Source organism: Streptomyces gilvus (assembly GCF_022513565.1).
In the GTDB taxonomy this organism is placed as follows: domain Bacteria; phylum Actinomycetota; class Actinomycetes; order Streptomycetales; family Streptomycetaceae; genus Streptomyces; species Streptomyces gilvus.
The window spans coordinates 1-14,198 of the sequence record NZ_JAKWBE010000044.1 but is presented as its reverse complement, the minus strand read 5'-3'; the positions used below and the strand labels follow the sequence as shown (position 1 = coordinate 14,198).

Genomic DNA, 14,198 nt, shown 5'->3' with positions numbered 1-14,198 from the left:
CGTCCGGGGAAGAAAATCTGGTCGCTCGACGCATGGGTGCGGTTCGGGATGGGTAAACCTCTTGTTTCTCTACGCATACCACGCCCCGCACACTCAAGTCGGTTCTGTTCATCTGTCGGACGCGGTGTCCTTGTAAGGTGCGGGCCCGTGAGTTCCGAGATGCCGGGTAGCCCGGATTTCCTGCATGCCACCAGGACGTCGTACGACGCGATCGCCCGTCCGTACGCCGAGCAGCTCTCCGACTGGCTCGGGGACAGACCTCTCGACCTCGCGCTGGTCACCGCCTTCGCGGAACTGGTCCGCTCCTCGGGTACGGCGCCGGTGGCCGACGTCGGCAGCGGGCCCGGGCATGTCACGGCGCGGCTGGACGGCCTCGGGGTGCCGGTGTTCGGCGTGGACCTCTCACCGCGGATGGTGGCCCTCGCCCGGGAGGCGCATCCCGGGCTGCGGTTCCACGTCGGTTCGATGACCGCGCTGGATCTGCCGGACGAGACACTGGGCGGGGTCCTCGCCCTGTACTCGCTGATCCACGTCCCGGACGACCAACTCCCCACGGTCTTCACCGAGTTCCACCGCGTCCTGGTCCCCGGCGGCCATGTCCTGCTCGGTTTCCAGACCGGCGAGGAGGACACCCGCCTCCACCTCACGGAGCGCTTCGACCAGCAGATCTCCCTGGACTACTACTGGCGCACCCCGGAAACGGTCACCGACCACCTGACCAAGGCAGGCCTCCACCCCCAGGCCCAGCTCCGCCGCGAACCAGCCCCCGACGAGACCCGCCCCAGGGCCTACGTGCTGGCTCAGAAGGACGCCTGAGCGGGGGGCGGTACTGCGGGGACGCCTCACGGCATGTGGGCGGGCGGCGCGCGGCCTGACCGCTGTGACGCCCAGGAGGGCTGTGTCCGGCCCGAACGGGACGGCCTCGGCCCCTTGGACCGGCCGGGGGCTTTCACGCCCGCAGGACGGGATGCAGGACCACCGGTGCCCCGTCCCGTGGCGGCCCGGCGTCTTTGCACCCGGTGCGACGCTCAGGCCGGTGTGGTCATTGTCTGTAGGCGGGTTACGTCTCGGGCCGTTCCTGTGACGTCCGAGAGGAAGCCCTGGGCTCGGGGGGAGGCTTTTTCCGTCAGCCAGGTGGGGTCGATGTCGCAGACCGCCACGCGGACCTCCGTGCCGACCAGGGCCAGGGGGAGGGTGTGGACGACCGTGGAGGGGAAGCTGAGGATCGTGCGGCCCACCGGGCCCCGGCGGGCGATCAGCTCCAGGGGGAGGTCGGGGCGGACGATCTCCAGCCCCGTCTCCAGCGCCAGCTGGTGGAGTTTCGCGGTGCTCTCGCGACGGTGGGCGAAGTAGCGCGTGGCACCGTGGGCCTTGGCCAGGGTGCGCACCGCCTCCAGGTAGCGGTCGGGGTCCACGACACCGGTCTCCACCAGCGAGGTGCCCACCATGTCGGCGCCCTTGGTGATCCGCGGCGGCCCGAAGCGGAACCGGGTCCAGGAGAAGTCGTTGGCGAGGAGGGTGACACCGGGCGGCGTCTCGTCCATCGGCATCGAGGAGAACACCGTCACCCGGCGCTTGTCGCTGGGCGTCAGCCGGCGCCGTGCCGTGGAGGACACCGGCGCGAAGATCAGGTCGCGCGGGCCCGGCCGCCCGCCCTTGCGGTGCCAGCGCACCAGACGCTCACCCCGGGCGAGCTGCGCCACGAACTCCATCGTCGCCGTGCCGTCGTCGACGACGACCAGGTCACGGGCCCGGGTGATGGTCAGCAGCAGCTGTACGTAGCGGGAGAAGGGATCGCCGAGAACGATCCGGTCGGCGCGGCGCAGCCTCGCCGTGAGACCGCCGATCGTCTGGAACGGGGCCGCGGGCCCGCCCCGGGCCTCCTCCCAGCGGACCTCGTGCCCCTCCTCGCGGGCCAGTTCGGCCATCCGGCGCAGCTGCCCCCGGGTCATGGGGTCGGTCGGGGCCAGCACGACGAGGGTGAGCGCCGCCTCGGGCGCGTGCGCGTGCGCCCACTCCAGCACGTTCAGGAGCTGTACGGGGCTCTCGACGAACGCGAGGGTGTGGGGGCCGGTGTTCCCGGCGCGGGGGCTCATCGACGTACGACCGTCCCGTCGTAAGGCGCTCATGAGGCGCGCGGAGGATGCGGAGTCCGAGCGCCCGGGCCGGAAGCGACCGCGGTGGTCGCGTCCCGGCCCGGTGCGTTCGGGCTCGGTGCTTTCGGGCTCAGACGGACACCGGCTCGCCGGCCGCCGCCGCGATCTCCGCCTCGGCGACGACGCCCGCGACGCGGCGCAGCTTCTTCATCGGGCCGAGCTCGGAGTCGTAGACCTTCTTGACGCCGTCACCGAGGGAGGCCTCGATGGTGCGGATGTCGCGGACGAGGCGCGTGAGGCCCTGCGGCTCGACGGAGGCGGCCTGGTCGGAGCCCCACATCGCGCGGTCGAGGGTGATGTGGCGCTCGACGAAGGTGGCGCCGAGGGCGACGGCGGCCAGCGTGGTCTGCAGGCCCGTCTCGTGGCCGGAGTAGCCGATCGGGACGTTCGGGTACTCGTCCTGCAGGGTGTTGATCACGCGCAGGTTGAGCTCCTCGGCCTTCGCCGGGTACGTCGACGTGGCGTGGCAGAGCAGGATGTTGTCGCTGCCGAGGACCTCGACCGCGTGGCGGATCTGCTTCGGGGTCGACATGCCGGAGGACAGGATGATCGTGCGGCCGGTGGAGCGCAGGGCGCGCAGCAGCTCGTCGTCGGTGAGGGAGGCGGAGGCCACCTTGTGGGCGGGGACGTCGAACTTCTCCAGGAAGGCGACGGCCTCGGTGTCCCACGGGGAGGCGAACCAGTCGATCCCCTTCTCCTTGCAGTACTCGTCGATCTGGCGGTACTCGTCCTCGCCGAACTCCACGCGGTGGCGGTAGTCGATGTAGGTCATCCGGCCCCAGGGGGTGTCGCGCTCGATGTCCCACTGGTCGCGCGGTGTGCAGATCTCGGGCGTGCGCTTCTGGAACTTCACGGCGTCACAGCCGGCCTCGGCGGCCACGTCGATGAGCTTGAAGGCGTTCTCGAGCTCGCCGTTGTGGTTGATGCCGATCTCGCCGCAGATGTACACGGGGCGGCCCGGGCCGGCCTCGCGCGAACCGAAGCTGCGGATGCGGGAGTTGGTGCTCATGGCGTGAACTGTCCTTACGTGTCGAGGGAGTCGAGAGAGGGGCCGAGGATCCAGCTGGCGATCTCTCGGATCGCGCCGTCGCCACCGGGGACGGTGGTGACCGCACGGGCGGCGCCGCGTACCACGTCGTGGGCGCTCGCGACCGCCACGGGCCAGCCCACGAGGGCGAAGCACGGGAGGTCGTTGACGTCGTTGCCGACGTAGAGCACGCGCTCGGGCGCGATGCCCTGCTCCTCGCACCACTGCTTCAGTGCGAGGTCCTTCCGGTCGATGCCGTGCAGCACGGGAATCTGCAGCTTCCGTGCGCGTGCGGCGACGACCGGGTTCTGCTCCGTGGAGAGGGTCAGCATCTTCAGGCCGCTCCTGCGGAGGGCCGCGACGCCGAGTCCGTCCCCGCGGTGCACGGAGACGAACTCCTTTCCATCGGCGTCGACCAGCACCCGGTCGTCTGTCTGGGTGCCGTCGAAGTCCAGTACGACCGCGTCGACGTCGTCGGCGGTCGGCAGCGAACCGGGCCGGTCCGCGTCGAAGAGGGGCGCCAGGGCGCGGGCCCGGGCGAGGTCGTGCGGGTCATCGATCTCCAGCACGCGCGCGGGGTCGGTGCGGACGAGTTCCGTTCGGCCGAAGAAGCGGTGCTGGTGCTTGCGGAAGCCGGGGGCGTCCATCGCGTAGGCGGCGCCGGTCTCCAGGAGGTCCTGGGGGCGGTCCTGACGGCGCGGGCGGAAGGACTTGTCGTGGTTGACGCCGTAGCCGCCGCCGGTGGCCGCGTCGGCCTCGGAGACGGTGCCGGCGGCGACCTCGTCCTCGGCGTCGCGCCAGATGAACCCGTGGAAGGGGGCGACGGTCACGGCGGTGTCGGCGCCGTTCTCGACGACCGCGGACGCCACCCCGTCGATGTCCTCGCGGACGATGAACGGGCTGGTGCACTGCACGAACACCACCACGTCGACGGCCGCGCCGTGCAGCGCCTCGTGCGCGTCCATGGCGTGCAGCACGGCGGCCTCGGAGGTCGCGGTGTCCCCGGCGATGGCGGCCGGCCGCAGCACGACCTCGGCGCCGGCCTCACGGGCGGCGGCCGCGATGGCCCGGTCGTCGGTGGAGACCACGACATCGGTCACGAGACGGGTCGCGAGACACTCCCGCACCGCCCGCGCCACCAACGGCACCCCGCCGACCGGGGCGAGGTTCTTCGCGGGCACACCCTTGGAGCCCCCGCGAGCGGGAATCACGGCGAGCACACGACGCACGGAGGCCCCGGCGGTGGCCGGCGAGTCGGACATGGGTTGCACTCCTTGTGCAGAGTTCGCTGAGGTCTGATGGGCGGCGGAGCCGCCCTGAAGGGGCGCGGGGCTGTGTTGATCAGCGGCTCCGCCGCGGGGCGCGACCGGCCGAGACGGCGCCGCACCCGCCACACGGTCCGAGGAGGCACCCCGGCTGGCGCTCACAACTCCCCCATCCGCCGAATAACGGGCGCCACCCGCTGCACCCCGTGCCGATAGGCACCACGAGCGGCCCGTCGCACGATCTGCCGGACAGGCCCCGGCTCCTTGTCGGCCGCCGGCGCCCCCGGCAACACGCTGCCGTCGGGCGCGAGATGATGGCGGGCGAGAATGCCGGGGAGGTAGCCGGGCGCCGTCTCGCGTGTGTAGTACGGCGTAATGGGCCCCAGCCCCCCGGGCTGCGCAAGGAGTTTGGCGATCCGCTCCCGCGCCGCGTCGAAGGCGCTCGCGTAGGAGCCGTCCGCCACGACACCCTGCCGGGCCACCCACTCCGCGTCCGGCACCGGCCGGTGCCCCGCGTCCAGCTGGTCCCAGGAGGCGAGACAGCCGGAGCCGACGAAGTGGTGGTTGCCCAGCATCTCGCGCACGCCGAGGTCGGTCAGGATCACCGTCGGGATGCGCCGGTGCAGGGACTCCAGCGCGGCCGTCGAGCTGATGGTGACCAGCAGGTCGGTGCGGTCGAGGACCTCGCCCATGTTCCCGTACACCAGGCGGAAGTTGGCCGGCGGGTCGAGCCGCTGGACCAGCTTCTGGTAGGGCAACTCCTCGATGTGCGTGGTGTGTTCGCCCGGCCGGGAGCGCAGCTTGAGCAGCACCTCGCGCTCGGGGTGCAGCCGGGCGTGCCGGATCAGCCGGTCGAGCAGGTACACCCGGTCCCTGCGGTTGTCCGGGACGGACGGCTGGACGGCGAACACCACGGTGTACGGGTCGTGTTCACCTTCGTAGGCCGCTCCGCCGAGGAAGGGCAGTGCCACCTCGGTCACCGACGAGGCGTCGGCGCCCACCCCCTCGTACACCGCCCGGAAACGCTCCGCGTCCTGGCGGGAGTTGGCGAGGACGAGATCGGCGCCGTGCCGCAGCAGCAGGCCGTCGGCGAGCTTCTCGTAGACCACGCCGACGTAGCCGGTGACCACGACGGGACGCGAACCGCGGCCCTCCCACACGCGCCCCAGACCGTGCAGCATCGCCTGCACGCCGCCGCCGACGAGCGCGAGCACGACGACGTCGTACTCCTGCTCGGCCATGGCGCGCAGGAACTCGACGGCGGTGACCTCCCGCAGGGAGTCGGCTCGCACGCCCACCTCGGCCAGCTGGCGCGCGGTCGGCGTGGCACGGCCGCGCAGCAGGAATCCGCTCAGCTCGAGACCGACTTGCGCGTCCTCGCCGGGTGCGGCTTCCATGGACGTGCCCGGAGCGATCCGCGCGGCGGTCAACGCACCCCATTTCCAGCGGGTGTCGGAGTCCGCGAGCACGGCGATTCGCGTGGGCTTCGATGAACTTGGTGGCACGTCGAAGACGCTAGGAAGCAATTCCTAGGCGCGGCCCAACCGCACTTGTCCAAAAAGTTAACAGCACCCCGCCGAGAGCCGAACTGGCCCGCGAAATCGCCGGAAGCACAGGGGATGCACCGTTCCGACACACGGAGTTCACCCCCTGTACGGGCATCGGAAAAGTACCCAGCTGAGCGGCCTCATAGGCTCTCAGCCGTGCCAAAGCTTTCCGTGATCGTGCCGTTCTACAACGTGCAGCAATACGCCCCGGACACCCTCAGAAGCCTTCGACTGAACGCCCGCAAGGATTTCGAGTTCGTACTGGTCGACGACCATTCGAAGGACGAGACTCCGGCGATTCTCGAACGCGCGGCCGACGAGCTTTCCGATGTCGCGCAGGTGCGTTATATCCGCCATGAGAAGAACGGGGGACTCGCCACCGCGCGCAACACCGGCCTGGACGCGGCGCGGGGCGAGTACCTCACCTTCCTGGACGGCGACGACTGGCTGGCTCCCGGCTACTTCGCCGACCTGGTGGCGGCCATCGAGGGGCTGGGCTGCGACTTCGTACGCACCGACCATGTGCAGGCGACCGCCCGCGCGCGCACGGTGCAGAGGGTGCCGATCGGGCGGCGCTGGGAGGTGTTCGACCCGCGCGCGGCGATACTGCCCGCCAACCGCTCGACCTCCGTGGACTACGCCTTCGCCTGGGCCGGCGCCTATCACCGCCGGCTGCTCGACCAGGGCCTGCTGCACTTCACGGACGGGCTGCGCACGGCCGAGGACCGGCCGTGGATCTGGAAGCTGCACCGCGAGGCGAAGTCGTTCGCCGTGGTGAGCCTGCTCGGTGTGTTCTACCGCCGGGGGGTCGCCTCCTCGCTGACCCAGATCGGCGACGCCCGCCAACTCGACTTCATCCGCGCCTTCGACCAGGTGATCGAGGAGACGGCGCAGGACCCGGACGCCGACCAGCTGCTGCCGAAGGCCGTGCGCACGTACTGCGCGATCATCGCCCACCATCTCTCGGACGAGGAGAAGTGGGAGCCGTCGGTGCACCGGCAGCTGCGGACGATGAGCGCGGCGGCGATCAAGCGGATGCCGCAGGACATGCTCGGTGACGTCCTGGAGACCATGGACTTCCACCGCTCCACCAAGCTGCGGCGACTGCGCCGCCGGGTCACCACTGCGAAGGCGGCCGCCTGATGCCCCGTACGACTCGTGTCTTCTGCGTCTCGACGCTGTACGGCGCCGCCACCCTGGCCGCCGCGCTGGACTCGGGGTGCTTCCCGGAGCGGGAGGGGGAGGAGGAGGCCCGGCGGCTGCTGCTGGTGTTCAACAACTCCTCGACGCCGGAAGTGACGTCGCCGGTCGACGAGATGCCGGGTTTTGAGCCGCTGCGCCGCCACTTCGACGGCACAGTGTCCTTCAACGAGGCGATCCGCCCCTTCCATCCCGGCGCCTGGATCCCGCGCCCGGACGACGTCCCGCTCTTCGAGCGCTATCTGCGCATGCTGTGGGAGCTGGGCGAGGACCGGGTGGAGCTGGTCCTGGAGTCCCTCCAGGTCGCCCCGGCGCTGTCCGTGGCCCAGCTGTTCACGGACGCCCCGATCCATGTCTACGCCGACGGCCTGATGAGCTACGGCCCCACCCGCAACAAACTCGACCCGCTGGTCGGCACCCGGGTGCGCCGGCTGCTCCACCTCGACCTGGTACCGGGTCTGAAGCCGCTGCTGCTCACCGAGTTCGACGTCCCCGCGCAGCTCCTGCCGACCGAGGCCTTCCGCAAGGTCATGGGTGAACTGACCGCCGCCGTACCGGAGTTGCCCGCGCTGCCGGACAACGCGGCGCTGCTGCTCGGGCAGTACCTGTCCGCGCTGGACATCCTCTCCCCCGAGGACGAGGAGAACCTGCACGTGCGGATGATGCGCGGGGCCGTCGAGCGCGGTCACCGCGCGATCGTGTTCAAGCCGCACCCCACCGCGCCGGCCCGCTACAGCCGCGCCCTGGAGGCGGAGGCAGAGAAGCTGGGCGTCGAGCTGACCGTCCTGGACCTGCCCGTCCTCGCCGAGGTGCTGTTCGAGAAGTCGCCGCCCGCACTGGTCGTCGGCTGCTTCTCCACCGCGCTGTTCACGGCGTCGGCGTTCTACGACCTCCCGGTCGCCCGCATCGGCACCGAGCCGCTCCTGGAGCGGCTGACGCCGTACCAGAACAGCAACCGCGTCCCGGCGGTGCTGGCGGACGCGCTGATCCCGGACCTGGAGGGCCGCAAGGGCGAGGATACGATCCCCGCGCGGACACTGGACGGCCTGGTCAAGGCGGTCGGGTTCGCCATGCAGCCGCAGATCCACCCGTCGCTGCGCCGGGACGCGGAACGCTATCTGGCGAAGAACCTCACGGCGCGCACCAAACGGTACTTCAGGCGGCGCCGGCTGACCTCGCTGGGTCTGCCGGGCGGCATCCCGGAACGGCTCGCGTTCCTGCCGAACAACTCCACCGCGCGCCGAGTGGTGCGGCGCGCACGGGCGTTGAAGAAGGCCGTCAAGCGCTGACCCGGGCCCGGCCCACGCAGCTCCTTGCGGTCGCACGGTGGCGACACCGCGCGACCGCAAGGAGCTTCTTGCTTTTTTGGTCCCTTTTGGCCTCCCGCATAGGAACGCCATAGGGCCGCATCCTCAGTTGTTCACCGATGGTTCCCCCGAAGTTCGATTACGGAGGGAACCTGGTCGTATTTCATGCCCTCTTATGAAGGTTATGCGCATCGCCGTCTTCGTCGAGAACCGCAACGGTGTCGGTCTCGCGGCGGAGATCATGAAGGCCCCCGGAGCCCACGCCCACTCGTTCCACCTGGTCACCGCCGACCGGGACGGAGATGTGGCGGGCTGGATCGAACAGGAGGCCGCGGCCCGTTTCGACGATCTCAAGGTGCACAACCTCTTCCAGGTGGACGAGCCGCTGAGCGCCGCCGAGTTCCTCGAGGAGGTGGGCCGCCGGATGCGTGCGTTCACCGAGCAGGAGCGCATCGACCGGCTGGTGTTCTTCAACGACCAGTCGCAGCGCGGCCGCCGGGTCGCCGGGGAACTCGGCCGGACCCTGCCGCTGGTCCTCGTCCAGGACGGGCACCTCGACTTCCACTTCAAGAAGACCGACGCGGGCCTGCGCGACCAGAACTGGTACTACGGCTCCTCCTCCCCCGCCGCCGTCTGCGTCTGGGGTCCGGCGACCGCGCACCACCTGCTGTTCCGCTCCGCGGACGCCGACGCGCCGGTCCACATCACCGGCGCGCTCGGCCACAGCGACGACCCGCTGCTGCTGCGCGCGGCCCGCTCCACCACCCACCGGCACGCGGGGCGCCCCGGGGACCCGCTGCGCATGGTCGTCCTCGACCAGCCGCTCAGCGACCAGCGCAAGCTCTCCCGGGGCGACCACCGCGAGCAGCTGACACAGCTGTGCGAAGCGCTCACCGCCTTCGGCGAGGTGGAGATCAAGCCGCACCCCTCCACCCTGCGCGGCCACCTCGAATGGCTGCGGACCCTGCCCGACGTGACCGTGCTGGACGAGAGCGCGCTGCTGGAGGCCGAGGCCCTCGACGGCTACGACCTCGCCATCACCTTCTTCTCCACCACCTATCTGCAGACCCTGCGCGCGGGCACCCCGCTGGTCCTGTTCAGCCCGCCCGCGCTGAACATCGTCTTCCCGACGATCAACCACCCGCTGCTGCGCAACGTCGGCACGGTCGGCGAACTCGTCGACGTCGCCGCCGACCTGCGGCGCTCGGGCAAGTTCACGGCCAACGCGCACGGCGAGCCGGTCGAGCACTTCATCACCTTCCACGACGACGTCCCGGCCCGTGTGCTGCGCCGCATCGAGGAGGCCGAGATCCCCGTCGAGCGGCCGGCGCCCCGCTGGTCCGCCCCCGAGGACGGGCCGCGGGGCCACCTCTCGCGCGCCGAGCGCGCCCTGAAGGCGGTCGAGGGCCGGATGAACCGGCCGCGCTCGCTGGCGATCCTGGGCCTCGGCTTCTCCTACGTCACCGGCGTGGCGATCCCCGTGCTCACCTACACCCAGGCCCTGCTCGCGCAGTCCCCGGTCGACATCCGCTACTTCGACCTCGGGGTGTACTCGCGCACCGAGGACGTGCTGGCCGACCTGGAGGGCACCGAGGTCGTCCTGATCAACAGCCTCGCCCCGTTCTGGCGTTCGCCGCTCGCCAACGAACTGACCGAGGCGCTGGTCGCGTTGGGCAAGTCCGTGGTGCTCTACGCCCACGAGACCGAGTACGTCATGAACTTCGAGGGCGAGCAGCACGCGCTGCGGCACGCCGAGATGCTCAAGGTGCTGCCGAAGATCAAGGTGCTGTGCGTGTCCACCGCGCAGGCCGACATGTTCCGGCAGATCGGCGTGAGCGACCCGGTCGTCGTCTACAACACCGTGCCGCTCGACACCCACCGCGCCCGGGCCCGGCGGACGCCGGGTGAGCGGCCGCGGATCGTGATGGTCGGCTCGATGCAGGACCGCAAGGGGCTGGACCTGTTCTCGCGGGTCGCGGAACTGGCGTACGCGCAGGGGCTGCCGTGGCGGTTCGCCTGGATCGGCCACAAGACCTGGCGGATCGGTCCCTCGACGCTGCTGTCGGACCGCGTCGAGTGGATGGGAGCGCTCTCCCGGGACCGGGTGCGCGAGGAACTCGCCGCCTCCGACGTCTTCTTCCTCTCCAGCGTGGACGACCCGATGCCGCTGTCGGTGGTCGAGGCGGTGCAGCAGCGGCTGCGTGCCGTCACCTACCACCGGGTGGGCTCGCGCGAGGTGCTGGAGGGCGTGCCCGGCTACCGCTCCTTCACCGAGTACACGCCGGAGGCGGCGCTGGACGCGCTGCGGCAGGTCCTGGACGAGGCGGTCTCGGAGGAGGAGTACCAGGACGTCGAGGCGCTGTTCGACATCTCCGCCTTCACCGCCCGGATGACGACGGCACTGGGCCTGGCCGGCCCCGAGGACGTGGCACCCACCGCGGCCCCCGCGGAGCCGGACGACGAGACCGCCTACGGCGAGGGCCCCTTCTCCGCGGTGCTCTCCCGGCACGGCAAGTACCTCGCCGAGGACTTCACCCGGCACTTCACCGCGGGCAAGCACGACGACGCGCTGCGGGTCGGCACCGAGATCCTGCGCCGCCGGCAGCCCGTGGACGTGCTGATCGGCATGGCCGAGATCCGCTCCGGGCGCGGCGACGTCGACGAGGCGTGCCGGCTGCTGTCCGCCGCCGCGATCGCGGGCGGCGACCGGATGCGGGTGTGGTCGGAGATCTACCGGGTGGCCGGCGGCCTCGGCGCGCGCGGCAAGGCGATACGGCAGCTCGCCCGCAAGGAGGCGATCCGGATCGACCTCGCCAACCGCTCGGCGCGGCTGCTGAAGTCCGACTGAGGGCGACGAACCGCGTGGGGTGAGGTCCTGACGAGCGCGTCGGGGCCTCACCCCTTCGGCGCGTGCTCCTGGTCCGCCCGGATCGGCCTGAGCCGACCCTGCGCGCTCGTCGGCGACCGTGCTGGTCAGAAGGCGTCCGAGGGCACGTAGGTGCCCCAGACCTCCCGCAGCGCGTTGCAGACCTCGCCGACCGTCGCGCGGGCGCGCAGGGCGTCCTTCATCGGGTAGAGGACGTTGTCCTCGCCCTCGGCCGCCTTCTTCAGGGCGTCCAGGGCCGCGTCCACCGCCTGCTGGTCGCGCTCGGCGCGGAGCTTCGCCAGGCGTTCGGCCTGCTGGGCCTCGATGGCGGGGTCGACGCGCAGGGGCTCGTAGGGCTCCTCCTCGTCGAGCTGGAAGCGGTTGACGCCGACCACGACCCGCTCGCCGGAGTCGGTCTCCTGGGCGATGCGGTAGGCGCTGCGCTCGATCTCGTTCTTCTGGAAGCCGTGCTCGATGGCGGAGACGGCCCCGCCGAGGTCCTCGACCTTCTGCATCAGCTCCAGCGCCGCGGCCTCGACGTCGTCGGTCATCTTCTCGATGACGTAGGACCCGGCGAAGGGGTCGACCGTCGCCGTCACGTCCGTCTCGTAGGCCAGGACCTGCTGGGTGCGCAGCGCCAGGCGGGCCGACTTGTCGGTCGGCAGGGCGATCGCCTCGTCGAAGGAGTTGGTGTGCAGCGACTGCGTGCCGCCGAGCACCGCCGCCAGGCCCTGGACGGCGACCCGGACCAGGTTCACCTCCGGCTGCTGGGCCGTCAGCTGCACGCCCGCCGTCTGCGTGTGGAAGCGCAGCATCAGCGACTTGGGGTTCTTCGCGCCGAACTCGTCCCGCATCACGCGGGCCCAGATGCGCCGTGCGGCACGGAACTTGGCGACCTCTTCGAGGATCGTCGTCCGGGCCACGAAGAAGAAGGACAGCCGGGGGGCGAAGTCGTCGACGTCCATGCCCGCCGCCACCGCCGTGCGCACGTACTCGATGCCGTCCGCGAGCGTGAACGCGATCTCCTGCGCGGGAGACGCGCCCGCCTCCGCCATGTGGTAGCCGGAGATCGAGATGGTGTTCCACTTCGGGATCTCGGCCTTGCAGTACTTGAAGATGTCGGCGATCAGACGCAGCGAGGGCTTGGGCGGGAAGATGTACGTCCCGCGCGCGATGTACTCCTTCAGCACGTCGTTCTGGATCGTGCCGGTCAACTGGTCGGCGGAGACGCCCTGTTCCTCGGCGACCAGTTGGTACAGGAGCAGCAGCAACGACGCCGGCGCGTTGATCGTCATCGACGTGGAGACCTTGTCCAGCGGGATCCCGCCGAACAGCACCCGCATGTCGTCGACCGAGTCGATGGCCACGCCCACCTTGCCGACCTCGCCGTGCGCGATCGGCGCGTCGGAGTCGTGGCCCATCTGGGTGGGCAGGTCGAAGGCGACCGACAGACCCATCGTGCCGTTGGCGATCAGCTGCTTGTAGCGGGCGTTGGACTCCGTCGCCGTACCGAAACCGGCGTACTGGCGCATGGTCCAGGGCCGGCCGGTGTACATCGACGGATACACGCCCCGCGTGAAGGGGAACTCGCCCGGCTCGCCCAGCTTCTCCGCCGGGTCCCAGCCCTCCAGGCTCCCAGGCCCGTAGACCGGCTCGATGGGCAGTCCGGACTCCGACTCGCGCGCCATGGTGTGATGCCTCCCGCTGAGCTACTGGCCAGTACAGACCGACCCTCCTGCGGAGCGTAGCGGTGCCCGTGCAACCGGTGCAGGGGAGCACGCTGGGAGCTTCCTCACAGGTGTTCTGCGGCCTCCGTCACAACCATGCACCGCCGTTCGCGAGGCGTCACCCGCGGGCAGCATGTCAGGTGACACACGGGCGCATCGGTGAGACGTCGGGGGTCGGCTTTGCGTACTACGGGCATGGGCACCAAGGCCGCCGTCGGTGCGGCGCTCGTGGCTCTGGTGAGCGTCTGGGGCTGCACCGTGCAGGGAGGCGACGGCAAGGGCGGATCGCCGGTGCGCATCGTGCTGCCGAGCAGCGCCCCGCCGACCGCGGAGTCCGACGGCGGGCGGAGCACGCCCCCCGCCACCTCCGGCTCCACCACCGCCGTGCTGTGGTCCCGCGGCGACTCGGGATCGGGCGTGCGCGAACTCCAGGCGCGGCTGCGGCAGGTCGACTGGCTCTTCGACGGCCCGACGGGGTCGTACGACGACCTGACCGAGGCCGCGGTCAAGGGGTTCCAGGGCAAGCGGGGGCTACCGAGAACCGGTGAGACGGACACCGTCACCTGGCAGCGGCTGAAGAAGATGACCCACGAGCCGGGCACGTGGGAGCTGTACCTGATGGGCGGGCAACCCGCCGGCGCCCCCGATCCGCGCTGCGCGACCGGGCGTGTGCTGTGCATCGACAAGACCACCCGCACCCTGCGCTGGATGATCGACGGCCGGACCGTCTCCGAGATGTCGGTCCGCTTCGGCGCCGTCGGCACGCCCACCCGGGAGGGCGTGTTCCACGTGTACTGGAAGTCCCGCGACCACTGGTCCACGCTGTACGACTCCCCGATGCCGTACGCCATGTTCTTCAGCGGCGGCCAGGCGGTGCACTACTCGTACGACTTCGCGGCCCGCGGTTACGCCGGCGGCTCGCACGGCTGTGTCAACGTCCGGGACGAGGCGGCGATCTCGAGCCTGTACGCGCAGGTGCGCGACGGCGACAAGGTCGTCGTGTACCGGTGAGGCACAGGGAAGGGGAGGTGTGGGGCGGGGGGGGGGGCCGGGGGGCCGGTGGCCCCCCCCCCCCCGGGGGGCCCCCCCGGGGCCCGGGGGGA

At 70.9% G+C, this 14,198-nt stretch carries 10 protein-coding genes; 5 read left to right on the top strand and 5 right to left on the bottom strand.

Going from position 1 to position 14,198, the window contains the following annotated elements; genetic code table 11:
• The first annotated feature begins 159 nt into the window (after window positions 1–159).
• On the top strand, window positions 160–816 hold the full coding sequence (locus MKW14_RS38150; protein WP_240871062.1) for a class I SAM-dependent DNA methyltransferase: 657 nt from the start codon (window positions 160–162) through the stop codon (window positions 814–816).
• Between the two features lie 212 nt (window positions 817–1,028).
• Here MKW14_RS38150 and MKW14_RS38145 read toward each other — a convergent pair whose 3' ends face one another.
• From MKW14_RS38145 to MKW14_RS38130, 4 genes are all read right to left on the bottom strand, one after another.
• Complete coding sequence (locus MKW14_RS38145) at window positions 1,029–2,096, bottom strand: hypothetical protein (protein ID WP_240871061.1); 1,068 nt, start codon at window positions 2,094–2,096, stop codon at window positions 1,029–1,031.
• Window positions 2,097–2,226: 130 nt separating this feature from the next.
• Window positions 2,227–3,165 carry an N-acetylneuraminate synthase family protein gene (locus tag MKW14_RS38140; protein WP_240871001.1) on the bottom strand — a complete coding sequence of 313 codons (939 nt, stop codon included), beginning with the start codon at window positions 3,163–3,165 and terminating at the stop codon, window positions 2,227–2,229.
• A gap of 14 nt (window positions 3,166–3,179) precedes the next feature.
• A complete protein-coding gene (locus MKW14_RS38135) occupies window positions 3,180–4,445 on the bottom strand; it encodes a cytidylyltransferase domain-containing protein (protein ID WP_240870999.1) in 1,266 nt (421 codons plus the stop codon).
• 161 nt (window positions 4,446–4,606) lie between these two features.
• A complete protein-coding gene (locus MKW14_RS38130; protein ID WP_240870995.1) occupies window positions 4,607–5,953 on the bottom strand; it encodes a DUF6716 putative glycosyltransferase in 1,347 nt (448 codons plus the stop codon).
• Between the two features lie 198 nt (window positions 5,954–6,151).
• Between MKW14_RS38130 and MKW14_RS38125 the strand changes: the two genes are divergently transcribed.
• The 3 genes from MKW14_RS38125 (at window position 6,152) to MKW14_RS38115 (ending at window position 11,350) form a co-directional block, all read left to right on the top strand.
• Entirely contained in the window at window positions 6,152–7,138 is a 987-nt protein-coding gene (locus tag MKW14_RS38125; RefSeq protein ID WP_240870994.1) for a glycosyltransferase family 2 protein, read from the top strand.
• Window positions 7,138–8,484 (top strand): alpha-2,8-polysialyltransferase family protein, encoded by a 1,347-nt coding sequence (locus MKW14_RS38120; protein WP_240870992.1) that lies wholly within the window; start codon window positions 7,138–7,140, stop codon window positions 8,482–8,484. Before MKW14_RS38125 ends, MKW14_RS38120 begins: the two co-directional genes overlap by 1 nt.
• Before the next feature lie 202 nt (window positions 8,485–8,686).
• Window positions 8,687–11,350 carry a glycosyltransferase family 4 protein gene (locus tag MKW14_RS38115; RefSeq protein WP_240870991.1) on the top strand — a complete coding sequence of 888 codons (2,664 nt, stop codon included), beginning with the start codon at window positions 8,687–8,689 and terminating at the stop codon, window positions 11,348–11,350.
• 125 nt (window positions 11,351–11,475) lie between these two features.
• On the opposite strand, the gene MKW14_RS38110 is transcribed toward MKW14_RS38115, so the two are convergent.
• A complete protein-coding gene (locus MKW14_RS38110; protein WP_240870988.1) occupies window positions 11,476–13,056 on the bottom strand; it encodes an acyl-CoA mutase large subunit family protein in 1,581 nt (526 codons plus the stop codon).
• A 234-nt stretch (window positions 13,057–13,290) separates the two neighbouring features.
• Between MKW14_RS38110 and MKW14_RS38105 the strand changes: the two genes are divergently transcribed.
• Entirely contained in the window at window positions 13,291–14,106 is an 816-nt protein-coding gene (locus MKW14_RS38105; RefSeq protein ID WP_240870986.1) for a L,D-transpeptidase family protein, read from the top strand.
• Window positions 14,107–14,198 lie beyond the last annotated feature (92 nt).